At 61.8% G+C, this 26029-nt stretch carries 25 protein-coding genes; 9 read left to right on the forward strand and 16 right to left on the reverse strand.

Annotated elements, in window-relative coordinates; translation table 11 throughout:
- Positions 1-39: 39 nt before the first annotated feature.
- From EOC94_RS04465 to EOC94_RS04500, 9 genes are all read right to left on the reverse strand, one after another.
- Entirely contained in the window at positions 40-963 is a 924-nt protein-coding gene (locus EOC94_RS04465) for a branched-chain amino acid ABC transporter permease (RefSeq protein ID WP_245465505.1), read from the reverse strand.
- Between the two features lie 59 nt (positions 964-1022).
- Positions 1023-1910 carry a branched-chain amino acid ABC transporter permease gene (locus EOC94_RS04470; RefSeq protein WP_095486284.1) on the reverse strand — a complete coding sequence of 296 codons (888 nt, stop codon included), beginning with the start codon at positions 1908-1910 and terminating at the stop codon, positions 1023-1025.
- A gap of 69 nt (positions 1911-1979) precedes the next feature.
- Positions 1980-3176: an ABC transporter substrate-binding protein gene (locus EOC94_RS04475; protein ID WP_095486285.1), complete on the reverse strand. Its 1197-nt coding sequence runs from the start codon at positions 3174-3176 to the stop codon at positions 1980-1982.
- Between the two features lie 47 nt (positions 3177-3223).
- Positions 3224-3970, reverse strand: a complete 747-nt coding sequence (locus tag EOC94_RS04480) for an ABC transporter ATP-binding protein (protein ID WP_127288811.1) — start codon at positions 3968-3970, stop codon at positions 3224-3226.
- Positions 3963-4718 carry an ABC transporter ATP-binding protein gene (locus EOC94_RS04485; protein WP_127288813.1) on the reverse strand — a complete coding sequence of 252 codons (756 nt, stop codon included), beginning with the start codon at positions 4716-4718 and terminating at the stop codon, positions 3963-3965. The genes EOC94_RS04480 and EOC94_RS04485 overlap by 8 nt, the downstream gene beginning before the upstream one ends.
- A 701-nt stretch (positions 4719-5419) precedes the next feature.
- Positions 5420-5593, reverse strand: a complete 174-nt coding sequence (locus tag EOC94_RS33995) for a hypothetical protein (RefSeq protein WP_185928160.1) — start codon at positions 5591-5593, stop codon at positions 5420-5422.
- Between the two features lie 32 nt (positions 5594-5625).
- On the reverse strand, positions 5626-6753 hold the full coding sequence (locus tag EOC94_RS04490; protein WP_095486289.1) for a WD40 repeat domain-containing protein: 1128 nt from the start codon (positions 6751-6753) through the stop codon (positions 5626-5628).
- Between the two features lie 14 nt (positions 6754-6767).
- Positions 6768-7079: a hypothetical protein gene (locus EOC94_RS04495; protein ID WP_127204199.1), complete on the reverse strand. Its 312-nt coding sequence runs from the start codon at positions 7077-7079 to the stop codon at positions 6768-6770.
- Between the two features lie 34 nt (positions 7080-7113).
- Positions 7114-7566, reverse strand: coding sequence for a hypothetical protein (locus EOC94_RS04500; RefSeq protein WP_126103116.1), 453 nt, complete (start codon positions 7564-7566; stop codon positions 7114-7116).
- 570 nt (positions 7567-8136) lie between these two features.
- Between EOC94_RS04500 and EOC94_RS04505 the strand changes: the two genes are divergently transcribed.
- The 9 genes from EOC94_RS04505 (at position 8137) to EOC94_RS04545 (ending at position 17839) form a co-directional block, all read left to right on the forward strand.
- Complete coding sequence (locus EOC94_RS04505) at positions 8137-9804, forward strand: aromatic/alkene/methane monooxygenase hydroxylase/oxygenase subunit alpha (protein WP_095486586.1); 1668 nt, start codon at positions 8137-8139, stop codon at positions 9802-9804.
- Between the two features lie 51 nt (positions 9805-9855).
- Complete coding sequence (locus EOC94_RS04510) at positions 9856-10917, forward strand: 2Fe-2S iron-sulfur cluster binding domain-containing protein (protein WP_095486291.1); 1062 nt, start codon at positions 9856-9858, stop codon at positions 10915-10917.
- 49 nt (positions 10918-10966) lie between these two features.
- Positions 10967-12025, forward strand: a complete 1059-nt coding sequence (locus EOC94_RS04515) for an aromatic/alkene monooxygenase hydroxylase subunit beta (RefSeq protein ID WP_095486292.1) — start codon at positions 10967-10969, stop codon at positions 12023-12025.
- 17 nt (positions 12026-12042) lie between these two features.
- Positions 12043-12414, forward strand: a complete 372-nt coding sequence (locus tag EOC94_RS04520) for an MmoB/DmpM family protein (protein WP_095486293.1) — start codon at positions 12043-12045, stop codon at positions 12412-12414.
- A gap of 74 nt (positions 12415-12488) precedes the next feature.
- Positions 12489-13511, forward strand: coding sequence for an amidohydrolase family protein (locus EOC94_RS04525; RefSeq protein ID WP_095486294.1), 1023 nt, complete (start codon positions 12489-12491; stop codon positions 13509-13511).
- A 5-nt stretch (positions 13512-13516) separates the two neighbouring features.
- The gene (locus EOC94_RS04530) at positions 13517-14314 is read left to right on the forward strand and encodes an iron-sulfur cluster assembly protein (RefSeq protein WP_095486295.1); all 798 of its coding nucleotides are present in this window, start codon (positions 13517-13519) and stop codon (positions 14312-14314) included.
- A gap of 76 nt (positions 14315-14390) precedes the next feature.
- Entirely contained in the window at positions 14391-16022 is a 1632-nt protein-coding gene (locus EOC94_RS04535) for a molecular chaperone GroEL (protein WP_095486296.1), read from the forward strand.
- Positions 16023-16060: 38 nt separating this feature from the next.
- Positions 16061-17104, forward strand: coding sequence for an NAD(P)-dependent alcohol dehydrogenase (locus EOC94_RS04540; RefSeq protein ID WP_095486297.1), 1044 nt, complete (start codon positions 16061-16063; stop codon positions 17102-17104).
- Between the two features lie 249 nt (positions 17105-17353).
- Entirely contained in the window at positions 17354-17839 is a 486-nt protein-coding gene (locus EOC94_RS04545) for a DUF1097 domain-containing protein (RefSeq protein ID WP_127288815.1), read from the forward strand.
- Between the two features lie 88 nt (positions 17840-17927).
- Here the strand turns inward: EOC94_RS04545 and EOC94_RS04550 are convergent, their stop codons facing one another.
- The 7 genes from EOC94_RS04550 to EOC94_RS04580 form a co-directional block, all read right to left on the reverse strand.
- Entirely contained in the window at positions 17928-20009 is a 2082-nt protein-coding gene (locus tag EOC94_RS04550) for a sigma-54-dependent Fis family transcriptional regulator (protein WP_127288817.1), read from the reverse strand.
- A gap of 83 nt (positions 20010-20092) precedes the next feature.
- Entirely contained in the window at positions 20093-20566 is a 474-nt protein-coding gene (locus EOC94_RS04555; protein ID WP_095486300.1) for a hypothetical protein, read from the reverse strand.
- A gap of 580 nt (positions 20567-21146) precedes the next feature.
- Positions 21147-21881, reverse strand: a complete 735-nt coding sequence (hutC, locus tag EOC94_RS04560) for a histidine utilization repressor (RefSeq protein ID WP_127288819.1) — start codon at positions 21879-21881, stop codon at positions 21147-21149.
- Positions 21878-22882: an alcohol dehydrogenase catalytic domain-containing protein gene (locus tag EOC94_RS04565; RefSeq protein ID WP_127288821.1), complete on the reverse strand. Its 1005-nt coding sequence runs from the start codon at positions 22880-22882 to the stop codon at positions 21878-21880. The genes hutC and EOC94_RS04565 overlap by 4 nt, the downstream gene beginning before the upstream one ends.
- A gap of 6 nt (positions 22883-22888) precedes the next feature.
- Positions 22889-24211, reverse strand: a complete 1323-nt coding sequence (gene hisD, locus EOC94_RS04570; protein WP_127288823.1) for a histidinol dehydrogenase — start codon at positions 24209-24211, stop codon at positions 22889-22891.
- A gap of 36 nt (positions 24212-24247) precedes the next feature.
- Positions 24248-25048 (reverse strand): ABC transporter permease, encoded by an 801-nt coding sequence (locus tag EOC94_RS04575; protein ID WP_127288825.1) that lies wholly within the window; start codon positions 25046-25048, stop codon positions 24248-24250.
- A complete protein-coding gene (locus EOC94_RS04580; RefSeq protein WP_127288827.1) occupies positions 25045-25989 on the reverse strand; it encodes an ABC transporter permease in 945 nt (314 codons plus the stop codon). Before EOC94_RS04580 ends, EOC94_RS04575 begins: the two co-directional genes overlap by 4 nt.
- Positions 25990-26029 lie beyond the last annotated feature (40 nt).

Consider the following 26029-nt stretch of genomic DNA (forward strand, 5'->3'; position numbering starts at 1 on the left):
CGACCGTCGATCAATCGAAATTTAGGTTTCATGACCTGTTCAGAGCGGTTTCCCGATCCATTTTGCCAGGATGCCAACGACGCCCTCCCGGAACAACAGCACTGCGACAACGAAGATGATGCCCTGGACGATCGTGACCCAGTCGCCAAACGTCGCGAGGTAATTCTGCATCGTGACGATAACTGCCGCGCCGACGATAGGTCCGAAAACCGTGCCCATGCCACCCAAGAGCGTCATCAGCACGACCTCGCCGGACATGGTCCAGTAGACGTCGGTAAGTGACGCCAACTGGAATACGATCGCCTTGGTTGCGCCGGCAACGCCGGCGAGCGTGGCTGACAGCACGAATACGGTGAGCTTGTAGCGGTTGACCCGATAGCCCAGCGATATCGCGCGGGGCTCGTTCTCGCGGATCGCCTTCAACACCTGCCCAAACGGCGAATGGATGATCCGGTAGATCAGCAATATGCCGGCGAAAAAGATGGCGAGCACGAAGAAATAGAGGACTTCGCTCGAGCGCAGGTCGATCAGCCCGAACAGATGGCCGCGCGGGACGGCCTGGATGCCGTCCTCGCCGCCGGTAAACGCCGCCTGCAGCGAGAAGAAATAGACCATCTGCGCAAAAGCCAGCGTCACCATGGCGAAATAGATGCCGTGGCGGCGAATGGCGAGGGAGCCGATGGCGAGACCGAGCACAGCTGCCACCAACGTGCCCGCGATAATGGCAAGTTCGGGAGTCAAACCCCACACCTTTGCCGCATGGGCCGAGACGTAGCTCGCCATGCCGAAATAGGCAGCGTGGCCAAAGGATAGGAGCCCGCCATAGCCGAGCAACAGGTTGAAGGCGCAGGCAAACAGCGCGAAGCACAGCACCTTCATGACAAAGATCGGATAGAACAGAAAAGGCGCGGCGATGAGGAAGACGAAAAGCGCGGCGAAGATCGCAAGGTGATGGCGTGGCATGCCGGCGGCGCCAACGGACGTGACGGCCGTCATGGCAATCGGGTTGGTGTCGGTTACCATCACGCGCTCCGCCCAAACAGGCCGGCGGGCTTGACGAGCAGCACCAGCGCCATGATGACAAAGATCACCACGGCCGAGCCTTCCGGGTAGAACACGCGGGTCAGACCTTCGATCAGCCCAAGCCCGAAGCCGGTGAGGATCGAGCCCAGGATCGAGCCCATGCCGCCGATGACGACGACGGCGAAGACGACAATGATCAGGTCTGCGCCCATGTTCGGATTGACTGCGTATATCGGCGCGGCGAGCACGCCGGCAAAACCCGCCAGTGCGACACCGAAACCATATGTGAGCGTGACCAGCAGCGGCACGTTGATGCCGAACGCACCGACCATGGTCGGGTTCTCGGTCGCTGCCCTGAGATAGGCGCCAAGCCGGGTCTTTTCGATGATGAACCAGGTCGCGAGGCACACGATGAGTGAAGCCACAATCACCCAGGCGCGCGAATTGGGCAGGTACATGAAGCCGAGATTGTGCCCCCCCGTTAGAAGCGGCGGCGGCGGGTAGGGCAGGCCAGATACGCCGAAAAACTGGCGGAAGAAGCCGACGATGATCAGCGCCAAGCCGAAAGTGAGCAGCAGCCCGTAGAGATGGTCGAGGTGATAGAGCCGTCGGATCAACACGCGCTCGAGCACGATGCCGGTGAGGCCGACGATCGGCGGAACGATGAACACAGCCCACCAGTAACTGACGCCGAGATAGTTGAGCAGCATCCAGGCGCCGAAGGCGCCCAGCATGTACTGAGCACCATGCGTGAAATTGATGATGTTCAAGAGACCGAAGATGACCGCCAGCCCGAGGCTCAAAACCGCATAGAAGGACCCATTGATCAGCCCGAGCAGCAATTGGCCGAACAGGACCTGTGGCGGAATTCCAAGGAGTTCGAACATGGTCGCTCCAGTTGACTTGTCGACGAGAGGACGCGCCGAGCGGTTCGGCGCGTCGTTGGCGAGGCCCGCTTATTTGACGAGCGGACAGCCGCCGTCGGCGAGCGGGCGGAACGCCTTGTCGGCCGGAATGGTGGCCACGGTCTCGAAATAATCCCATGCCCCCTTCGATTGGTCCGGCTTCTTGACTCGGAATAGGTACATCTCGTGCAGCTTGCGCCCGTCCGCGCGGATCGTACCCTTGCCAAACAGCGGATCGTCCGTCGGCATTTCCTTCATCTTGGCCATCACCTTGGCCGCATCCTTGTCGCCAACGGCCTCGACGGCCTTAAGGTAATGCAGCACCGAAGCGTAGACTCCGGCCTCGATCATCGAAGGCTTCTGTCCGCTGTTCCGCTCCTGGAAGCGGGCAGAGAATTCACGCGTCTGATCGTTCTTGTCCCAGTAGAATGCGCCGGTGAGCACGAGGCCTTGCGCCACTTCGAGGCTCAGCGCATGCACGTCATTGATAAACATCAAAAGGGCGGCGAGCGATTGGCCGCCCTGCGTGATGCCGAATTCCGACGCCTGCTTGACCGCGTTGATGGTGTCGCCGCCGGCATTGGCGAGGCCGACGACCTTGGCACCCGACCCTTGCGCCTGCAGCAGGAAGGACGAGAAATCCTGGCCGGGGAAAGGATGACGCACGGCGCCGAGAACCTTGCCGCCCGATGCTTCCACGACCGCCGACGTATCGCGCTCGAGCGCATGGCCGAAGGCATAGTCGGCTGTGACGAAGAACCATGTATCGCCACCCTGCGCGACCATCGCCGAACCCGTGCCGTTGGCAAGCGCCCAGGTGTCGTAGGTCCAGTGGACGGTGTTGGGCGAACAGGCCTTGCCGGTGAGGTCGGACGAGGCCGGACCCGAGGCGAGGAAGATCTTGTTCTTCTCCTTGGTGATCTCGTTGACGGCGAGCGCCACCGACGAGGTTGGCACGTCGGCGATCACGTCGACATTTTCGGTGTCGTACCACTGGCGGGCGATGTTCGAGCCGACGTCCGGCTTGTTCTGGTGGTCCGCGGAGACGATCGATACGTTGATGCCCTTGTCGGTCGCCTTGAAGTCTTCCGCCGCCATCTGGGCCGCGATGACCGAGCCTTCGCCGGCGATGTCTGCATAGATGCCGGAACGGTCATTCAGAACGCCGATCTTGACATCCGTGGCGTAGGCTGCGCCGGCCGACAAAAGGCTCGCCAGTGAAGCCAGAATGAACCCTGTTGCTTTCATCACTACTCTCCTCCGATTGCGGCGCGACGCGCCCGTTGATGGCTGTCTCAGACACCGAGATAGGCGTGCAGCTTGTCAATGTTGGCGTCGAGTTCGCGGTTGGGAATCATGTCGATCACGCGCCCCTGCTCCACCACGTAATGACGGTCCGCGACCAATGCGGCGAAATGAAAATTCTGTTCGACGAGCACGATCGTGAATCCCTCGTCCTTGAGCCGGGCAATGGTGCGGCCGATCTGCTGCACGATGACGGGCGCAAGCCCCTCGGTCGGCTCGTCGAGCAGCAACAGCTTCGCGCCCGTCCGCAAGATCCGGCCAATGGCGAGCATCTGTTGTTCGCCGCCCGAAAGCTTGGTGCCTTGGCTCGAAAGCCGCTCCTTCAGGTGCGGGAAGAGCTCGAAAATCTGCTCGACGGTGAGCCCGCCGGGGCGCACCTGCGGCGGCAGCATTAAATTCTCCTCGACCGAGAGGCTTGAGAAGATTGCGCGCTCCTCCGGGCAGTAGGCGATGCCCATCCGTGCGATCAACCGCGACGGCAGCTTGATCGTCTCCCGGCCGTCGTAGGTGACCGATCCCGAGCGCCTGGACAGGATGCCCATGACCGCCTTCAGCGTCGTCGTCTTGCCGGCGCCGTTGCGGCCGAGCAGCGTCACCACTTCGCCTTCGCCAACCTCGAAACTCAGGCCGTGAAGCACATGGCTCTCGCCGTACCAGCCCTGCAGGCCATCGACACGCAGGAGGGGTCGCGCCGAGGGGGCAGCAGCCGGCCTGCTCGTAAGTCCAACTTCAGACATGTCCGGCCCCGATATAGGCTTCGATAACACGCGGATCTTTGGAAACCGCGGCATAGTCGCCTTCGGCGAGGACTTTGCCGCGCGCGAGCACGGTGATGCGGTTCGACAGTGAGGCTACGACCGACAGATTGTGCTCAACCATTAAAATAGTGCGGTTCTTGGAGATGCGCCGGATCAGCGCCGAGATCCGCTCGATGTCTTCTTGCGCCATGCCGGCCATAGGCTCATCGAGCAGCAGCATTTCAGGGTTCAGCGCCAGCGTCGTCGCGATCTCAAGCGCGCGCTTGCGGCCGTAGGACAGATCGCTAGCGCGGATATCCGAAAACTCGGTCAGGCCGACATCGGCGAGAAGAGCCGCGGCCTCGCTATTGAATGTGGACAGCAGTTTCTCGGAGCGCCAGAAATCGAAACTGTCGCCGCGCCGGCGCTGCAGCGCGATGCGGACATTCTCCAGTGCCGTCATGTGCGGAAACACCGCCGATATCTGGAAGGAGCGCACAAGGCCCAGCCGCGCGATGTCGGCTGGCTGCATCCTGGTGATGTCCCGACCCCGGTAGCGGATTGCGCCGCGCGTCGGCTGGAGGAATTTGGTCAGCAAGTTGAAGAGGGTCGTCTTGCCTGCGCCGTTGGGGCCGATCAGCGCGTGGATCGATCCTCGCTCGACCATCAGGTCGACATTATTGACAGCGACGAAACCCTTAAATTCCTTAGTCAATCCCACTGCTTCGAGGATCGCTCCGGAATTCATGCGCGGGAGCCTTCGCCGGTCATCGGCGTGAAACGTGGAACCGCGCTGCGAGGCTGTCCGCCCCTAGGGTGACTTCCATGGTTTCCTCCCGTGGCACTCCCACCCGCAACAAACGACCTAATGCACATCGCGTCAAGGCTGCAATTTTTCAGAAGGCTCGAACTTCGTGAAACGCTCAGTCACTGTCCTTGGCACAGGATTGCCTGGAGAAGCTGGCGAGCGGTTGGTATCACATCCGATCGGGAGGCAAATTGACCGCAGTCAACCTCGATATCCCGATCTCATCCGCGACGCGCTAGTGCGGGGTTAAGTCCAATGATGCCATTGAGAGCCTTCTGGTTCGGATCGTTCGCCTGCACCGCCGCAGCATCAATGTCGAAAACGTAGCAAATCCAGCTCAGTCGCTGGCGATCGTGCGATGTGGGCCTTGGACAGCACGGCTGCGGTCACGCGCCTATCAGCATCAAGCCCATTACCGATCGTGCGACATTGGCCGCAGGAAAGGGCTCGACGTTATCAAATCCAAGTGCGCTACGTGATCCGTAACTAAGATATAAATTCCATTGATATGGAATGTAGCGCGCGGGCATGGCGTGTTGGGAGTCAGCGAGTGTCTCGCAATCAAGACGCCCGCAAGCCATGGCCTCGCCTGAAGCTCCTTCGAAGCTATGGCTTACGAGCGAAACTGGTTGGTCAGGAGCCTAGTTGGTCTTCAACTGGCCGACACGGTTTTCGGCAATCCAGCGGGCGGCAAGCACCAATGCTCCCATACTGAAATCCTTGCCATGCTTGGCCACCATTTCTTCCGACAGTTTGGCGAGCCGGTCGAAAAATTCGTCCTTGCTCTCGACCTCGGGGGTGGGTTCGGTTTGCATTTGGTGCTCCTGTTGCATGCGGCCTGCCTTTGCTATTTGAACATCGACGCGGGAAAGGTGACGATCGCGGCGGTGCCGTCGACGGTGCCCACCGCCAGGTGCTGTCCGTCACTGGACCAGGCAAGCGCGGTCACCGCGCTGCCCAGGGGTCTGACGAGGAGTTCGTCCCGCGCGCCGATCTGGGCGATGGTGATCCGACCGTTGGCATAGCCGGCCGCAATCAGTTTTTTCTCCGGGTGCGCAGCCACTGTCTCGACCGGAACCAGCCCGGCGCGACCAGTCTCCAGCGCGCCGGAGATTTCGCCGTCAAGTGGCGGCGCGGTCATCGACCAGCCGGCGATCCGGAAGGCGCCCGATGCAAACAGCGCATTCTCCGGCAGGCTCCAGCACACCGTCCGGACCGGGGATGGAAATCCCGCGATAATGCCAGTGCGGCCATCGGCTATGCACACCAGGGCAAAGCCTCCGGCTTCGAGCCCACAGGCCAGCCAGGTGCCGTCGCCACTCCAGCGGATCGATATCGGACGCGCTGAAAAGGCGATATCGCGTATCAGGGTGGTGTCGCCATCGACCATCCAGATCGACAATCCGTCGTCCAGGCTATGGGCGAGGCGCCTTCCGCCTGGCGAAAAGGCAAGCGCATCCGTGGACGGTGTCGTACCGTGTCGCAGTCGCACCGCATCGCCTTGGCCTCGTGCCAGGAAGACATCCTGCCCGTTGCTGACGGCTGTGATGGCTGTGCGGGGGCTGTGGTCGACGGCGACGACCGGCCCGTCGATCTTGACCAGCGTCTCCATCACATTGCCGTCCGCGGCCAGATGCACCGCTTCGCCAGCCGCCGTTCCAACGAGGAAGCCGGAGGAAAGGTAGTTGGCGAGCGGAACGTCGCCATCTCCCAACACAGCAGTGGCTATCAATGGCAACGGAAATTTTTCCCTTGGGCGGATCGTCGTCTGGCCGAGATCGCCGCTCACCCTGATCCGCGACTGCGGCGGTTCCTGGTCGGCGACCGCGGCTATGGCGACCGTTCCATCGACGCAGGCGAAGGCGACAGTCGAGTCATCGGCGCTAAAGCGCAGATCGGCGATCGCCGACGGACGACGCCAGCTTCTCGCCAGCAGGTCGAACAAGGTCAGGTTCTGTATCGCGTGCTGGTTCATGGCGATTCCCTTCGTCAGTTTCCATCCGTCGCCGCGAGGCTGCGATCGACGTCCTCGACGTCACCTTCCGCGGCGACGATGCTGTCCTCACATGCCGCGCATTCGTGCATGACTGCCGCGGCTCTCTCCTGCGCTTCATGCAAGTCCCGCACCAGTTGCGCGCTGACGCCGTTCCTGCCGATTTCGAGTTCCAGGCGCAGCACTTCCATCTCGATACCGGCGCGTTTCTGATTGAGCCGCAGCGCCTCGGCAGTGAGCGCGGAGACGTTGGCGACGAGATCGAGCCGGCGGGCGAGCAACGCGTCACGCCTGGTAGTTTGGCCCATCGGGTCCTCCTGTCATTTTTCGCCCAGCCATCGGTCAGGCTGGCTTTTCGAAAGCCGACAGCAATTTGGGCAATGTTCCGGCCTGCGAATGGAACTGTCTTTCAGCCGTTTCGATGTGGCTCTTGAGCTGATCCCAGATGTCGACCCGGATCATCGAAGTCGTATCGCCGGTGAGGCGCTCGATCTCGTCGACGCGGAACTGGCGTGACAGCGAAACGCCGGAAAACACGAATTCCCGCAACAGAATCGCGTGGTTCTCGATGAACAGATGGATCATCGGATGCGTTTCCGTGGTGACGCCGCCGGCGGCAAGCTCGGCCCGGATGAAGTCCTGGAAGTGGCTCTGGAGGCGATGTTGGCTCTCGCCCATGAAGCGCATCACAAAGACCAGATCGCGGGGCATCAGCCTGACAAGTTCGCCGGTGACGCCATCGGCTTGGCTGGACATTGGCTCGGGCGGTCTTCGGCTGTCTTTATCGTTCGGCACGGTCTCTCTCCAGCGCGAGGCCCGTCCATGGGCCGTCGCCTTCAAATAGTAGAGAAAGACGAAGAATTGAATAGATGATATTTGTTTTCGAACTTGCTGCATCTGCGAACTAGACGTATTGCAATTGCGAATAGATATTATATATTACAGGCGTACGTTACAAATGTAAAAGAACGTTACATTTGGCTATCTGCCCGTATGCCGAAAGAGCAGCGATTTTGTTTTGAGCCCTTGCCATGGGTGCTATTTTCAAATTGGCACGGCGCTTGCTTTGTACATTTCCACAAGAAGCCCATCGCGCTTTGACGCGGTGCCAAAAGAACGAAGGAACGGAGGAAGCAGGGACAAGTCACGTCCGCTTCGATACGCCATCGCACATGCGGTTGGCGCCGCGGGCCCTGCCAGCCGCCTAACACCTTTGCCGCGATCCACTTGAACGGCCGGACCATGAGTCGCGCCTGATGCGCAACCCTTTGTCGTGCCGCTCGCATTCTCACTGGCGGTGCTGTGCCGCCGCTTCATGCCGGGGTCAAGGGACCTGCGGCTCAAACCTGGTGGAGGCTTATGACCATGACGTCTCTGACGCTCAACAAGATTACCTCGCAACGCGGAATCTCCGTGGGCGAGGCAACCAAGAAGATTGCCGATCTCGGCTGGAACCCTTCCTACGTCCAGGAAGCGATGACGTTTCCGACGGACTACAAGATCAACAAGACGCCGCGCGACCCGATGAAACAGGTTCTGCGATCCTACTTCCCGATGCAGGAAGAGAAGGACAATCGTGTCTACGGTGCGCTCGACGCCGCGTTGCGCGGCGACATGTTCCGCAATGTGGAACCGCGCTGGGTCGAGTGGATGAAACTCTTCCTTGCGATCATTCCGTTCCCGGAAATTTCTGCTGCCCGCTCGATGGCGATGGTCGCCCGTATCGCGCCGGGCGAGGAGCTCAGAACCGGCTTCACCATGCAGATGATCGACGAGTTCCGCCACTCGACGATCCAGATGAACCTGAAGAAATGGTACATGGAAAACTACATCGATCCGGCCGGCTTCGACATCACCGAGGAAGCCTTCGGAAAATGCTACGCCACGACCATCGGCCGGCAGTTCGCGGAAGGCTTCATCACCGGCGACACCATGACCGCCGCCTGCATGTACCTGACCGTGGTCGCCGAGACCGCCTTCACCAACACGCTGTTTGTCGCCATGCCTTCGGAAGCCGCCCGTAACGGCGACTATGCGCTGCCGACCGTTTTTTTGTCGGTCCAGTCCGATGAGAGCCGGCATATCGGCAATGGCCATTCGCTGCTGATGGCGGCGCTCAAGGAGCCGGAAAACCACCTGCTGCTCGAGCGCGACCTGCGCTACGCCTTCTGGCAAAACCACGCGATCGTCGATGCAGCCATCGGCACCTTCATCGAATACGGCACCACCAACCGCGACAAGAACAAGGAGTCCTACGCGGAAATGTGGCACCGCTGGATCTATGAGGACTACTACCGCACCTACATGCTGCCGCTCGAGAAATACGGCATCAAGGTCCATCACGACGACGTCCAGGCGGCCTGGGAACGCATCACCAAGAAGAACTACGTCCACAAGGTCGGACAGTTCTTCGCGGTCGGCTGGCCGGTCAATTTCTGGCGTATCGAAGCCCAGACCGACAAGGACTTCGAGTGGTTCGAGCATAAGTATCCGGGCTGGTATGCCGAGTTCGGCGATTTCTGGAAATGGTACGCCAAGCTTAGCCACAAGGGCGAGAAGGTGCTGCTCTTCAACAGCGACGTGGGCTACGTCTATCCACACCGCTGCTGGTCCTGCCTTGTTCCCTGCCTGATCCGCGAAGACATGGTGGTCGGCGAGATCGACGGCCAGTTGCACACCTTCGCCCACGAGCTCGACAAGTGGACCGCGACCGTGGCCTTCGCCGACGAGTATGAGGGCCGTCCGACACCCGCGATGGGCCGCTTCAGCGGCAAGCGCGAATGGGAGACGCTCTATGACGGCTGGGATTTGGCCGATGCCATCAAGGACCTGAACTTCGTCCGCTCCGATGGCAAGACGCTCGTACCGCAGCCGCATATGCGCTTCGACGACAAGGAGATGTGGACGTTGGACGACGTGCGCGGCAACACGCTGGGATCGCCGTTGAACGCGCTCCGCGGCATGACGCCGGAAGGACGCGCGCAGCACCTGGCAGACTACGCCAAGGGCTTCACCATCAATCCCTGCAACTGATCAGGCCAAGGGGGCGGGTTCGTCCCGCCCTCTCTTTCATTGGAGGTCCGTATGTCGGAAACCCACACGGTCAGGCTCAGCCCAGTCGGCGTCGAATTCGACGTCGAGCATGGCGAGACGGTGCTCAACGCCGCTTTCCGCCAGGGCATCGCCCTGCCGCACGGCTGCAAGGAAGGGCAATGCTCGGCCTGCAAGAGCGTGTTGCTCGATGGCGAAGTCGACATGCTCAAATACTCGACCTTCGCACTGAACGACATGGAGAAGGAGAGCGGCCACGTCCTTTTGTGCCGCTGCATCGCCTACTCCGATCTGGAAGTCGAGCTTCTCAACTACGACGAGGAGATTTTGGCGAAAGCGATCGCCGTGAAGACGTTCAAGGGCCGGATTGCTCTGATCGAGCACCTGACCCACGACATTCGCGGCATCGAGATCGAACTCGGCTCGCCGATAAAGTTCTGGGCGGGGCAATATGTCGACATCACGGTTACCACGGAAAAGGGGGAGACGATTACGCGCTCGTTCTCCATGGCAAATACGCCGGACCAAACCCAAAAACTCTGCTTCATCATCAAAAAATACCCCGAGGGAAAGTTCTCCGGAGAACTCGATTCCGGAGGAATCAAGCTCGGAGCCGAAGTCACCGTCGTCGGACCCTACGGAACCTGTTTCCGACGCGACGAACGGCAAGGACCCCTGATCCTGGTCGGCGCCGGATCGGGCATGTCGCCGATCTGGTCGATCCTCAACGACCATCTGAAGAGCGGCGAGAAACGCCCTGTCTATTTCTTCTACGGTGCCAGGACGCGCAACGACCTGTTCTATCTCGACAGGATCGCCGAGCTGATCGGTCAGCATTCGGATGTCACTTTCATTCCCGTGCTGTCGCACGCGACTGACGACGCCGAATGGGAAGGCGAACGCGGTTTCGTGCACCAGAGTGTCGACGCCAAGCTCAAGCAATTGGCGGTCGACGGACAGGGCGATGTCCATGCCTGTGGCCCGCCACCGATGATCGATGCGCTTCAGCCGGTTCTGTTCATGAACGGGTTCGAGACGGAGCGGATCTTCTTCGACAAGTTCACCACATCGGCAGGTGCAACACCGGCCCACTGAGGGGCGGCAACGCAACTGCAACCACAACTGCAACAAGGGAGTGAAGACTATGCCAGCTACCTCGAGTTCAGTCGGGTCCGGAGCCGCCGGCGCGGCGATCTTTGCCGACTCCGACAGCCGGAAGTACCGGTATTTCGACCCGAAGGGCCAGCGCGCCACCCACTATGAGGACATGACAGTCGACGTGCAGCCTGACCCGGAGCGTTACCTGATCCAGGACTGGATCATCTCTTTTGCCGACGGCAAGGGCGCTTATGTCAAGCAGAACACCGCCGCTCAGAGCTCCAACTGGCATGCCTTCCGCGCCCCCGATCAGGAGTGGGAACGCACGCACTACCAACGCCAGTCGAAAATCGAGACGATGGTACAGAGCGTCATCAACAACGCCCGCAAGTCGGGGGCGCCTAAGACATTCGACAAGGCCTGGATCAAGATTCTGCAGACGCAGCTCGGCGCCTGGAAGCACGCCGAATTCGGGCTCGGCACCTCGTTGATGCAGGCGCAGCGCTACGGCTACACCCAGATGATCAACAACGCCACGCTGACCAACTCGTCTTACAAGCTGCGGCTTGCCCAGGACATCACGCTCTACCTTGCCGAGATCGGCATGGACCTTCCCGGCTGGGACGACGAACTCGGCAAGACGGCCTGGCTCGAGGACAACAACTGGCAAGGCACCCGCGAAGCGGTCGAGACCATCATGGGCGCGACCGACTATCTCGAACAGTACTTCGCCATCAACATCGTCTTCGAACCGCTGGTCGGGGAAGCATTCCGCTCAGGCTTCCTGATGCAGATCGCCGCCGCAAACCACGACTTCATCACGCCTGCGGTGATCTCGGCAGCCGAGGCCGACTACGAGCGCAATCTCGCCAACACGATCGACCTCATGCACATGCTCGCCAACGACGAGAAGCATGGCGCGGCGAACAAGAAGCTCTTCCAGGGCTGGGTCAAGAAGCACGGCGCGCTCGCCGACAAGGCAGCCATCGGCCTGCAGCCGATCTGGTCGATGCCGCATTCAAAGCCGGTCGCTTTCTCGGATGTCCGTGCCAAGTCCGAGGAACGGATTGATCAGATACTCGGCGAACTTGGCCTCAAGCGCTGACACAGGGAGAAACTGTCATGTCAACTGCAGCACGCGACGCATCGCAATCCAACATTTTCAGGTCGATGAAGGACATCACCTTCGAACAGACGATTTCGCACCAGTGCGGCGTCACCATGAACGACTCGGTGGAAGCCAGGGCCATCGCTGAATTCATGGGCCTGAAGCCGAACGTAACGGTCACCTACCAACCGGCGATGATCCGCATCGATGGCACCGGCAAGCTGATCTTCAAGATGGACGAGATCAGCGAATATCTCGGCCGCGAGATGACGGCGGAAACCTTCGAGGTCAACAGCTCGACCCACTACGGACGGATGGTGCGCATCGACGACAACACCGTGATCCTGTTCGGCAACATGGATGAGATGTTCGAATACATCGAATAGACGCTCCAGAAAATCAGGCGCGCCGCCTGGCTGCGGCGCCGAACCGATCAATCGCACATCTTGTGGAGGTAGAAATGTTTAGAACACCAGAAGGCAAGGATATTTTCATTGTCGATGGCCATACCCATTTCTGGGACGGCAGCCCGGAGAACCAGAAAAATATCCACGGCAAGCAGTTCATCGAGTGCTTCTATGCCTATCACACCGGGCTGAGCCCCAAGGACCAGCTGTGGGAGAAGAGCAAGTTCGAGAAGTACAGCGCCGACGATCTCTATCGCGACCTGTTCATCGACGGCCCCGATGATGTGGCGATCGTCCAGTCGACCTATCTCAAGGACTTCTACAAGAACGGCTTCAACACGATCGAGCGCAACGCCGAGGTGGCCAAGCTCTATCCCGAACGGTTCATCGTCAACGGCGCCTTCGATCCGCGCGATGGTGAGAAGGCGCTTGAGTACATCCACTTCCTCAAGGAGACCTACGACGTCAAGGGCGTGAAGATGTACACGGCCGAATGGAACGGGGCTTCCAAGGGCTGGAAGCTCACGGATCCCGATGCCTACAAATGCTTCGAACTCTGCGACAAACTCGGCATCAGGAATATCCATGTCCACAAAGGGCCGACAATCCTGCCGCTCAGCAAGGATGCGTTCGACGTGCATGACGTCGACCATGCGGCGACTGACTTCCAGGGCCTCAACTGGATCATCGAGCATTGCGGCCTGCCGCGCCTCGACGATTTCTGCTGGATCGCAACGCAAGAAACCAACGTCTATGGTGGGCTCGCGGTAGCGCTGCCCTTCATCCATTCGCGCCCGCGCTATTTCGGCGAGGTCATCGCCGAACTGCTTTTCTGGATCGGCCCGGAAAAAATCCTTTTCGGTTCCGACTACGCGATCTGGACGCCGCGCTGGCTGGTCGAGAAGTTCTGGGCCTATCAGATCCCAGAGGACATCGCCGCCGAACGCGGTGTGCAACTGACCGACGAGATCAAGGAGAAGATCCTGGGCCTCAATGCGGCGCGTCTCTACAACATCGACATCGAAGCCAAGAAGACGGCGCTCGCCAGTTCGCCCTTCAGCATCGCGGCGGAGTAGGGGCCATGGCAACTGCCAGCGTTTCCGGCAACCGCGAGAAGGAACTCTGGCGGCGCCTTGGTGAGGTCAACGACCCGGAGCTCGACGAACCGATTACCGAGATGGGCTTCGTCGAGCGGGCCGAAATGACGAGCGATGGCAGTGTGGAGATCGACCTCCGCCTGCCGACCTACTGGTGCTCGCCCAACTTCGCGTTCCTCATGCTGGACGGCGTCCGCAAGGCGCTCGACCAGCTCTCCTGGGCGCCGGCCTATCGCGTCAAGCTGCACGATCACATGTTCGCGGAAGAGGTCAATCGCGGCATGGAAGCCGGCAAGACATTCGGCGATGTCTTCGCCGTACTTGCCGAGGATCAGGATCTTGGCGGCTTGCGTGAGACCTTCAGGATGAAGGCGTTCAAGCGGCGCCAGGAGGCGGTCCTGCGCGGCCTGCGGCAGCACGGCCTGACCGATCGAGAGATCCTCGGCATGGACCTGCCGGCATATGACGTCGCACGGTTCGAACCGGGCGAGGCGGCCAAACAGAAGCCGAGATACAGGGCGGCTCTGCTTGAGCGTTTTCCCGACCGCCAGGCGGATGATCCTGTCTTCGTGACTTGGGAAGGCCAGAAAATACCACCTGCGGCGCTCGGTGCCCATCTCGCCGAACTGCGCGGCGTACGCATCAACATGGAGTTCAACGGCGCGCTGTGCCGTGGGCTCAAGCAGACCAGATACAAGGAACTGGATGTGGTCGACGGCGAACCGACGCTGGTCGATTTCATCATGGATCGCGTGCCGGCACGAACCGCGCCGACCGCCTGAAGCAGAGCTGAAACAACGGCCTCCCTCGCACGAGGCCCCTAACCAACAACCCGCCCGTAAGGCGGAAGGAGAAACCATGCCCAAAATAATGCTTCACAATTCCGAAGCGCGCCGTGCACTTGCCCGTGGTGTCTTTCGGCTGGCCGCTGCCGTCGAGCCGACACTCGGCCCCAAAGGCATGAACGCCATGATCGACCGGCCGATCGGCACGCCGATGGTGACCCGTGACGGCGTCAGCATTGCCTCCGAGATCGAATTGCACGACCGTTTCGAAAACATGGGCGCGCAGGTCGTGCGCGAAGTGTCGATGCAGACCAATGAGGTCGCCGGCGACGGCACCACGACTGCCATCGTGCTCGCCAATGCGCTCATCCAGGGCGGTGTGGAGGCGAATGAACGAGGTGCGAAACCCGTCGATCTCTGCAAGGGTATCGATCTTGCCGTGGCAGCGGTGGTGGCGGCGCTCAAGGCTTCGGCCAAGCCCGCCAAGGGCAACGGCATTCTCGCTTCGGTCGCCAACATTGCGGCGACCGATACCAAGCTTGGCGCGCTGGTGGCGGAAGCCCATCAGCGGGTAGGGGCCGAAGGCGTCATCACCACTGACTTCAGCGTGACGACCGAGACCACGCTGGATGTGGTCGAGGGCATGTCCTTCGAACGCGGCTATCTTTCGCACCACATGGTCACCGATCAAGAGAAGATGGAGGCTGTTCTCGAACGACCCTACATCCTGATGACCGATCTCAAGATCAAGGAGCCTGAGGCGCTGGATGCGGCTCGTCGCATTGCCGACGAGGCCGGTCGGCCGCTGCTGATCGTGTCCGAGGAAATGTCGCCGGAAGTTGTGGTAACTCTGCTCGGCAAGCACGGACCGGGAAAATACCTCGTGGTCCATCCGCCGGAATATGGCCATTGGCGCAAGGCGATGATGGAGGATCTGGCGATCATCACCGGCGGCAAGGTGATCGCGCGCGACCTCGGCGGCCGGCTGGAGGACATCACCGCCGACGATCTTGGAACGGCTGACCGGGTGAAGACCAGTTCATCCTATACCTCGATCATCCGCGGGGGCGGCGACCATGCGGCAGTCGCATCGCGCCGCGCCCAGGTGCAGCGGCAGTATGAAGCCTCGCCGCCGAACATCGACCAGGACAAGTTGCGCGAACGCCTGGCCAAGCTCTCTGGTGGCACCGCGATCCTTTATGCCGGCGGTGTAACGCCGGTCGAGCAGAAGCGAACCATACAGCTTATCGAGGATTCGCTGAATGCGGTGCGCGCCGCATGCGAAGAGGGCGTGGTTGCCGGTGGCGGCTCGGCGCTTGCCCAGATCGCACCGCTGCTCGACAAGGTGGCGGCCGGCGTCGACGGCGATGTCGCCGAAGGCGTGCGACTAGTGCGGTCGGTGCTGTCGCGGCCGCTGTGGCGTATCGCCGCCAATGCCGGCGCCGATCCCGAGGCAGTCGTGGCGGAAGTCACGCGCATCAACGGCGGCTACGGCTACAACGCTTCTGTCGGCAGCTACCAGAACATGTTCGAGGCAGGGATCATCGATCCGGTCCGCGTCACCTACACAGCACTCGCCAACGCAGCTTCGGTGGCGACGCTGATCCTGACCACCGAAACGCTGATTGGTCATCTCGCCGAGGACGAGGACCCGACGGCCGGACCGGCGCGCGGCGGCGGCTCTGAGAAGCTCGGCCGCGCCTGAAGCAATCCGAACAATCTCGACGTTGAAAGGACACAGGCATGAAAGCCGCCAGACTGTACGAATACGATCCGCAGATGAACGTCCAGCTCAAGATCGAGGAGGTCAAGGCACCGACCATCACTGCTCCCGACGAGGTGATCGTGCGGGTGGGTGCCGCCGGCCTGTGCCGCACCGACCTTCACATCATCGAAGGTGTGTGGAAGCCGACCATGGACCCCGAAGGCACGCTGTTGCCCTACATCATGGGCCACGAGAATGCCGGCTGGGTCGAGGAGGTCGGCAGCGGCGTCAGATCGGTCAAGCGCGGCGACGCGGTGATCTGTCACCCGTTTCGCTCGTGCGGCATCTGCCTCAATTGCCGCCATGGCGAGGACATGTACTGCGACAATGGCCAGTTTCCCGGCCTTGGCATGAATGGCGGCTTCGCCGAATATTTCATCACCAGCGAGCGTTCGCTGATCAAGCTGAACGCCAACGTCACGCCGATCGAGGTGGCGCCGCTGGCCGATGCCGGCATCACTGCCTACCGCGCCGCCAAACGCGCCGCGAAGTTGCTCAGGCCAGGGAGTTACTGCGTCCTGCTCGGCATAGGCGGGCTTGGCCATATCGCGCTGCAATCGCTGCACGCGATTTCGGGTTGCCGCATCATCGCAGTCGATCGCGAGCCGGCGGCCCAGGTGCTGGCCAAGGACCTCGGCGCCGACTTTGTCCTCGATGGCGGGCCGAATGTCGTCGAGGAGGTCAGCCAGATCACCGGCGGCGGCGCCCATGTGGTCATCGACTTCGTCGGCGAACTCGGTGTCGAGAACATCTGCTGGAAGATGGTGCGCAAGGGCGGCCAATTGTTCGTCGTCGGCTATGGCGGCACGGTCAACGTGCCGACCGCGCATCTGGTCATCGAGGAGATCAACATCGGCGGCAGCCTCGTCGGCAACTTCACCGAGCTTGTCGAACTGATGGAGTTGAACGCCGATGGCAAGGTGAAGATGCATTACACTGAATACAACCTCGCAAGCATTAACACCGCGCTCGACGATTTCAAGAACCGCCGGTTCACCGGCCGCGGCGTCATCGTGCCGTGAAGCGTCTGGGTCGGGCCTGCACGGAGCAGGCCCGGCGTTTTGGTCCGCGTGCCGACATCGCCGTTTCCGAGTCGGTGTCGCCGAAGAGGCCGGTCTGGCTGCTTGCCAGCGTCGGCAAGCCGTTTTTCCTGAGCGCCGCGGCTGATGCCCTGGCTTTTCCGTATCGGGACGTAAGCGAAGCGTGGTCCTGAAACGAGTTCTTTCTTCGCGGTTTGAAAAAATGGGAGGACAATATGGATTATTACAGGATTGGCCGTCGTCATCGGCATTATGGGCGGCATTGCAACGTGGGCAGCGATCACGATAGGCAACCCCTATCTGCTGATCTGGGCGGTATTTGTGGGCTGGGGAAGTTTCTATCACTGTGGCGGCAAGGAAGCCGGGTTCAAGAATTCGGCGCTTGCAAACCTTTGGGGAGCGATCTGCGCCGCAGGCGCGTTGATAGCACTGACGTCGATAGGTGTTACGGCTCTCACGGCCGGCATTTGCGTCGGCGTCTCAATCGTAATCCTGATTCTCGCTGCCAAGCTGCCATTGCTGAGTGCCATTCCATCAGCGGTCTATGGGCTACGCAACGACCGCGGCACTTTTTCTGCTTGGCGCTGGCGCCTATGGCGAGGGTCCAAGCGGCATCAGCAAGGTCGCGGCGGCTGTGGTGATTTCGCTGATCATTGGCAACAGTCTCGGCTACGTTTCCGAGAAACTGACAGCTGCTGTCGTGAAAAGCTGATCTAACCCCCGCTACCGCTTCAGTGATTAACTTTTCCCAATCCCGTGGCGCGAATGCCGCGGGCTTCTTTCGTGCCGGTGACAGGCTCTGATCCTAGATGAAACCGCGCCGGATGCCGTATTGGTCGAGCTTGCGGTAGAGCGTTGGCCGGGAGATGCCGAGCCGCTTCGCGACCCGGCTGAGGTTGCCGCCTTCCGCCGCCAAGGCGTTCTTCATTGCCTGGCGTTCGGCCTCGACGAGCGTGCCTCCCGATTCATGCGCGGGTACACGGCTGTCCGACCCGGCTTCCGATCCAGAGCCGGACGCGGTGATCTCCTCGGGAAGGTTGTGAAGCCCGACGTCGCGGCCGCGCGTCAAGACATGCAGCCGCCCGACGAGGTTTTTCAGTTCGCGTACATTACCCGGCCAACCATAGGCGAGCAGGGCATCGAGTGCTTCGCGCGAGAATTCCAGCGGGTCTTCACCCGCTGCGGTGGCGATCTGCCGGTTGAAATGTTCGATCAGTAGCAGCACATCTTCGCCGCGCTCGCGCAGCGGTGGAACGATGATCGAGACCGCGCCAATTCGATAGTAGAGATCGCGGCGGAAGCGGCCTGCGGCAATTTCCTGCTTGAGATCGCGATTGGTTGAGGCGACCAGGCGCACATCAACCGGGCGACCCCGGCTGTCGCCAATACGGTGGACCACGCGCTCTTCCAGGACACGCAGCAGAAACGGCTGGATCTCGAGTGGCAATTCGCCGATCTCGTCGAGACTGAGGACGCCGCCATTGGCGAGCTCGAAAACGCCCGGTTTGCCTTCGCGCGAGGCGCCGGTAAAGGCGCCGGCGACATGGCCGAACAATTCGCTGCCGAACAGGTCCCTGGTGATCGCTCCGCAATTCATCGCAATGAACGGATCGTTTGCCGCGCGCCGGCTGCCGGCATGGACAAGTCGCGCAAACAGCTCTTTCCCGACGCCTGTTTCGCCTTCGACCAACAGCGATGTCACGCTGCCCGACCGGGCGACGCGGCAGGCGACGTCGATGGCGGCCTGCAGCGCTTCGCTTTCGCCGACGATCATGGCGACAGCATCCTGAAGATGCTTGTTCACTTCCTGGTGGACCACCGCGGTGCTGGAGACGGACGGCACGGAGGGGAACACAAGCGCCGCGCCGCGGAGGTCGCCATCGAGCTTGAGCGGCGTGATGTGGCAGGATCGCAGGTGGGCCGGCAGCGCCCTGGCAAGGTCGGCCTCGGAGCCGGAGGACGGAAGGTTCATCAGCCAGCGGCCACGACCTGGCTCCATCGGGCCGTCCATCATCTCGGTGGTCTCGCCGTCAGGCACATTGTTGCAGAAGATGGCACGGCCGCGATGGTCGACGATTACCAGCCCGTCCTTTCGGCGGTAGCTGGGAGCCGATGAAATGAAAGCTTCGAGCAGGCGCGTGCGCTGTTCCTGCTGCTGTTCGGCCAATGCCTTTTCGATCTGCCGGGCTGTGGCGGCGACGAGCGCGGTGTTGTGTGGCCTGAAGATCGGCGAATAGCCTGACAGGTCGACCACACCGATGATCTTGCCGTCCAGCGGGTCGCGAATCGGCGCGCCGGCGCAGGTCCAGGATTTGATGCCGGCGCAGAAATGCTCGGCCGCATGCACGAAAGTCGGCTCACCCGTCCACAACGCCGTACCAATGCCGTTCGTCCCGACGGCATCCTCGTTCCATTTGCCGCCGATGGCGAGGTGGATATCCATGCCGTCATGCAGCGTCTTCTTGTCGCCGATAGCGTCGATCAGCACGCCGTCGCTGTCAGCCAGAACCAGCATCGCGCCGGTCCCGTCCAGCAACTGGCCAAGCGAGGCGAACGACCGCCGCGCCGCCGAAAGCAGTTCTGCATTGGCTCGGGTCAGATATTCGATCTCGTCGCGATCACTGCTCAGTGGCGCTTCAATGCCTTGAGCGTTGATGCCGCCGGTGGCGCTGCGATACCAGGAATCGTGAATGAGGGAGCGGACGTGGCTTGGGTGGACCGGATCGCGGGCACATTTGGGTTCGTCAGCCAGAAAACTTTCCCAGGCGCGCATGGTGGCGCGCTCGTCATAGTCGATGTTGCCCAGAACCATTTGCCCAGTGGCCAGCGACGTACGCGCCGGAAGAGCATTGATCTTCATGTGATTGGGGCCTATCTCGCGTTTCATTCCGTCATCACAAGAACCTTTGAGGCATGCCATTGCTGTATGCTGTCATGCATTGGACGTGCACACGTCCAAGCGTCTGCCCGTCAGTTGATGCCGAGTTTCGCGCCGATGTCGAAGGCAAGCTGTTCTTCGGTATAGGCGGCGGCGAGGCGGGAGCCATCCAGGTCGGCAAGGGCCTCCGCTACGGTTTCGTCGACCGGCGAGAAGAAGCCATTTTGCTTCGTCGCCAGGACGAAGATCTGGTCGTCACCCCGATTGCGGATGTCGCCGATATGGTGAAGCTGGCGGCCTGTGTTCTGGTCCTTTGAGATCACCCGGCCGTTCATGGTAACCTGGATGGATGGCCTGGCTTCGGCCACGGGTGCCGTGCTGCCGCCAACATGGATGATCAGGCCTTTCGTCTTCGGTTGCTGGCGTGGCTTCCTGGAAGCCGAATAGCCGCCGCCGCTGATCTGGTCGGCAAGGCGAACGATAGTCGAACGGTTCTGCTCGATCAGTCTTTTGACTTGTAGGTCCTCGCGCCGCGGGCCATCCCGCTTGGAGATGATTTCGACCATGAATCCTCCCAGATTCGCTCAGCGTTGCCGTTGATACGGCTCATTCTTCTTCTTGTTAGGCAAAGCCTACACCGCCTCAGTCAGATCCGCCATTCATATTAGATAGCGCCAAAGTTCGTGTTGTTGGTAGCAGGTGGCTGCTACAATCGTGCGCAGCAACACCATGAAAAAGCGGCCGCGACCAGCGGCGCGGTGTCCTCGCAGGCACCTTTGGATCATGAGATCGCAGTGTCGAAGTACGAACTGTGCTGCTGGAAGCCAGGCAACAAGCGCTTTCGATCAGGGGCGATATGTCGAGACGCTGATGGCATTGGATGAACGGTCGCGCATTGCGCCTGAGCGCACCGGCCTGATGGTGTTGCGCGCCTATGCGTATCTGAAATTGCGGCGTTTCGGCCATGCGGAACAGGTCTTCCGCGCCGCTGCAGGGACAGGAAATCGCAATGCCCCTAAAGGGGGTGAACGACGTCAAGGTGACCCGCGACGCGAAAATTCAATAACGACGCATCAGAACGTCGCCATTGGATCGAGCATATTTGATACGAGGCGTCGCCCGCCCTGCTTCGCTGCGTGTTCCTGCTCATGCAGCGGGCGAGGGCGCGTAGCGGCTGCCCAGCGAATAGCGGCTGCCGACATAAGTGAGCTTGTTGACGGTGGCGACCGCCGCGCCCGACCATGTCCGCCGATGCAGGAGCAGGCAGGGGTCGCCGGGCCGGATCATCAAACGGCCGGCGGCCACCTCGTCGGCGGCGATCGCCGAGATCACGTGCTCCACCTCCGTCAGCGGCGTCGCCCGCTGCAGATAATCGTAGGTGGTGGTCGCAACGAAATTTTGCCGGTGGTAGTCCGGTGCGAGAGCCGGATTGACGAAGCGCTCCTCGAGTTGGACGGGCACATCGTCCTCGAAATGCACGATGATCGAATGGGCAACCGGTCGGCGGCGCATGAACTCGAAGGCGACGATGAGCTCCAGCGCCGGGTTGCGGATCTTCTCAAGCACGACGACCTCGGCCCTGTGGCGTGCGCCGCGCGCGGCGATCTCGCCGGCGATGTTCCTGATTTCGATGAGCGCGGATTGTGGTTTCGGCGGCGCCACGAAGGTGCCTACGCCCTGGATGCGCAGGAGGTGGCCTTCCGAGGTCAGTTCTCTCAGCGCCCGATGCACGGTCATGCGCGAGACGCCGAGTGTGCTGACCAGCTCGTTTTCGGAAGGCAGCCTCCGGTCCTTCGGCCATTTGCCGCTGCCGATGTTGCCGAGCACGTAGTCCTTGACCTTTTCGTAGAGCGGCCCGGCGGTTTCGGGAAGCTTGATCATCGTCCTCTCTCCATTCGGACGATGGTCTTCAGGCCACCGCTCGCGCCTGCGATCAGGCGCTGGTAGGCGGCGGGAATTTCGCCGATCGCGATCTCCTCGGCCACGAAACGCGACAGCGCGGGGGCGAGCTCGCCAAGCATGGCGACGGCCGGCGCAAGCTCGTCGGCGAAGGCGTGGCAGCCAACCAGCGCGATCTCGCGCTCGACCAGGAGGTTGGGATCGAGGTCGAGGCGGCCATGCGAAATGCCGACCAGCGCCAGCGTGCCGCCGCCGGCCAAAAGATCGAGCAGCCGCGCCATCACCGCCACGCTTCCCGTCGCATCGACGGCATGACGCAGGTTGGGATCGTGGGGTAGGGCGTCCAGGTCGACGACGGTCGCGCCGCTCACCTCCGCCACAAGTTCCGCACGCGCCGCATTGCGGTCGGCGACGAGGACCGGTCTCTCGCCGGGCCGCGACAGGAGCAGCGCCGCCAGCCCGCCGATCGGGCCGCAACCAGCGATAAGCACCGGCGCCCCGGCCGGCGCCGACAGACGCCGCACTGCGTGCAGGGCGACCGCCAGCGGCTCCGTCATGGCGGCAATTGCGGGATCGAGCGCGGGGTCATGGCGCAGGAGCAGCCGCGCCGGCAGCTCCGTCTCTTCCGCGAAGCCGCCATCGCAGACCTCGCCTACAAAGCCCAGTCTGGCACAGACATTATGCAGGCCGGCCCGACAAGCAGGACACTCGCCGCACCAGAAACGCGAATCGGCGACGACCCGGTCTCCGCGCGCCAATTGGGTCACGCCGGCGCCCACGGCTGTCACTTCGCCGGCGAACTCATGCCCGGCGACGCTCGGCGCCCGGCTGATCCACTGACCGGTGCGGAAGTTGTGGAGATCGGAGCCGCAGATGCCGGCGGCCGTCACCCTGAGCCGCACCCAGCCAGGCGCTGGTTCGCCGGGAGATGGCACGTCCTCAACCCGCAAATCGCCCGCCGCATAGAGTCTGGCCGCCTTCATCGTCCGCTACCGAACCAGATACCGGTCGCGCACGTCGGAGACGGCGTGCTCATGCGAGGAGAAGCCTTCATAGCGGGCAAGTGTGCGGGCATGACGTGCGAATTCGGGATAGGCCGCGGCCGTCACGTAGCCGATGGAAGAGCGCTTGACGAAATCCGTGACCGAGAGCGGTCCGCAGGTACGCGCCCAGCGGCTGGTCGGCAGGACGGCGTTGGGACCCAGCCCGAAATTGCCGATCGAGACCGGCGTGTGCGGCCCCATAAGGATCTCGGCAGCTTCGGTGATGTGGCCAAGGTGCGCGAAGGGGTCGGTGGAGAGGATCTCCAGATGCTCCGGTGCGTAGTCGTTGATGAAGCGGTAGCTCTCCTCGATCGACCCTGTCAGCACGATGCCGCCACAGGCGCCGGTCAGCACCGCGGTGGAGAACGCCACCCGCTGCTCGGTCATGCGCGCCCAGTGCTCGGGCAGCGCGGCCAATGCCTCCTCCGCCACGCGGCGGCTGTGGGTCACCAGATAGGCCGATGAGTCCGGTCCGTGCTCAGCCTCGATGAGGAGGTCGAGCGCGGCCAGTCCGCCATGCACGCTGTCGTCGGCGAGGATGATCGCCTCCGACGGACCGGCGGGAAGGCCTGGATCGATGACCCCTGCAAGCAGCCGCTTGGCCGCAACGACCCAGGGGCTGCCTGGACCGACGATCTTGAGTGCGGGCCTGATCGTCTCAGTGCCATAGGCAACCGCGGCGACCGCCTGTGCGCCACCGCATTTGTAGATCGTTTCGACGCCGGCGAGGCGCGCCGCAACCAGTGTTGCTGCGTCCACCGAACCATCGGGCGCTGGCGGCGTGACGATAGCAAGCTCCGGGACGCCCGCCACCACGGCGGGCACTGCGGTCATCATTGTGACCGAAGGGAACGCCCCCTTGCCGCGCGGGACATAGAGTGCCACCGAGCGGATCGGCGTGAAGCGGTCCCCGGCATAGGCGCCGGGCCGCATTTCCTTAAGCCACATGGCTTCCGGCTTCTGCTCCTCGTGGAAATGCCGGATGTTGTCGATGCCGAAGCGAATGGCGGCGACCACGTCCTCGTCCACCATGTCGAAGGCGGCGTCGAACTCGGCGGGGCTGACCTTCAGCCGCGCGGCATCGAGACCTGCCTTGTCCAAGTCGCGGGCGAAGCGAACGAGCGCTGCGTCGCCTTCTGTTCGCACTGCCTCGATGATCGGTGCGGCCTTCTCCATAAAGCTGGAGAGATCGGTCTCGGAGCGCCGCATTAATGCCGCACGACCAGCGGCGTCGAGCTGGCTCAAGTCATGGAATGATACGTTTGGCATAGGATTTCCTTTGCGGCCCCGGCGGGCCGGCATTCCTCATTTCGATTTCAGGAAGATGTCGAGCCCGACCAGCCTGTCGAGCAGGAAGATGGCGACAGCCGAGCAGGCGATGAAGACCACGGAGATCGCGGCAAGGTCCGGCGTGATGATCGAGCGGATGGAATTGTAGATCAGCACCGGCAGCGTCACGATACGCGCATCGACGAGCAGCAGGCTGACCAGGAACTCATTGAGCGCCAGGATGAACATCAGCAGCGAGCCGGTGATCACCCCCGGCATCACCGCCGGCAAGGTGACGGAGAAGAACACCTGGAGCGGCGGCGCGCCGCAATTGGCAGCGGCCAGTTCCAGGTCCGGGTCAAGTCCGGTGGCACTCGCCGTGACCGCCCAGATCATGAAGGGAAGGTTGATGACGCAGCAGGCGATGCCGACCGGCCAAAGCTGGCCGAGAATGCCGGCGTTGCCGAAGACCAGCATGAGACCGATGCCCGATCCGATCAGCGGGATGGTGAAGGGCAGCAGCAGATAGATCTGGATCGACTTCTCGAAACGCACCGCATATTTCGCCAGCGCGATCCCGGCCAGCGTGCCCACGGGAATGGCAACGAGCGTGCAGACCGTCGCGACTTGGAGCGTGCGCAGGAAAGCGTTGCGCAGGTCGGAGGCCTGCGAGATACGCGCGTACCACCGCAGCGACAGCCCATCCGGCGGAAACGTGATGATGTTGCCGCCGGTGAAGGAGGCGCCAAGCACCACGACCGTCGGCGCCGAAAGCGTGATCAAGGCGATCGTCACCAGGGTCCACAGGACAATCGATTTGCTGCGCGAGCCGCTCACGCCCGGGACCTCCCCATGGCGAGCGTTCCCGCTCCGAACAGCGCGAACACGAGGCCGACAAGGATTGACCCGAGCGCGACCAACATAAGCGCCAGCGTCGCGCCGAGGCCCTGGTCGGAGGTTCGGAAGAACTGGTCGTAGATGGCGTTGGCGATGAAGTCCTGAGAGCCGCCGCCAAGGATCGCGGGGACTGCAAAATCGGTGAGAGAAAGCGTCAGCACCACCACACCGGCGCCGATGAAGCCCGGACGAGCGAGCGGCAACACGACATGGATGAATGTGCGAACCCAGTTTGCGCCGAGCGACCCGGCGGCCGCCTCCAGCTCTTCGGGAATGGCTGTGAGTGCTGGCGCGAGCATCAGTACGGCAAACGGCAGCATGTACTGGACGAGGCCGAACAGCACGGCGGGATAGTTGTAGATGAGCCGCATCGGCGCGATCCCGACAAGACCAAGCGCCTCGTTGACCATGCCCTGGTTGCCAAGGATGATCAGCCAGCCATAAGCACGCACCACCTGCCCGATGAAGAAGGGCAGGAACAATGCAATCAGCAGGAACTTGCGCAATCCTGGCGAACGCGTGCGCACCATCAGATACGCATAGGGAAAGGCGAAGACGAGCGTCACCGCCGTGACGATCAGGGCGGCGATGAGGCTGCGCTGCGCGACAACCAGGAACAGCGGCTCCGTCAGCGCCCGCCGGAAATTGGCGATGGAATAGTCCTCCGAGAACTGGAAGGTGGTGGTGTCGAGCGTGCGCAGGCTCGCATCTGCGATCTGGATGAGACCAAGCACGAGCAGTCCGACGAGCAACACCGCCGGAAGCAGCATCAGATAGGGCGTAGCGCGCCGGAACCGCGCCGGCCAGACGGCGGCGGCAATGCCTTCCAGCGCATCCATGATGCGCCATTTCAGGGGATAGGCTGTCCTGGCTGCCCGCATGAAAAAATCCGTATCCGACGTCGTGAAGGAGCCGGTGCCG

Source organism: Mesorhizobium sp. M6A.T.Ce.TU.016.01.1.1, assembly GCF_003997065.1.
Taxonomy (GTDB): domain Bacteria; phylum Pseudomonadota; class Alphaproteobacteria; order Rhizobiales; family Rhizobiaceae; genus Mesorhizobium; species Mesorhizobium mediterraneum.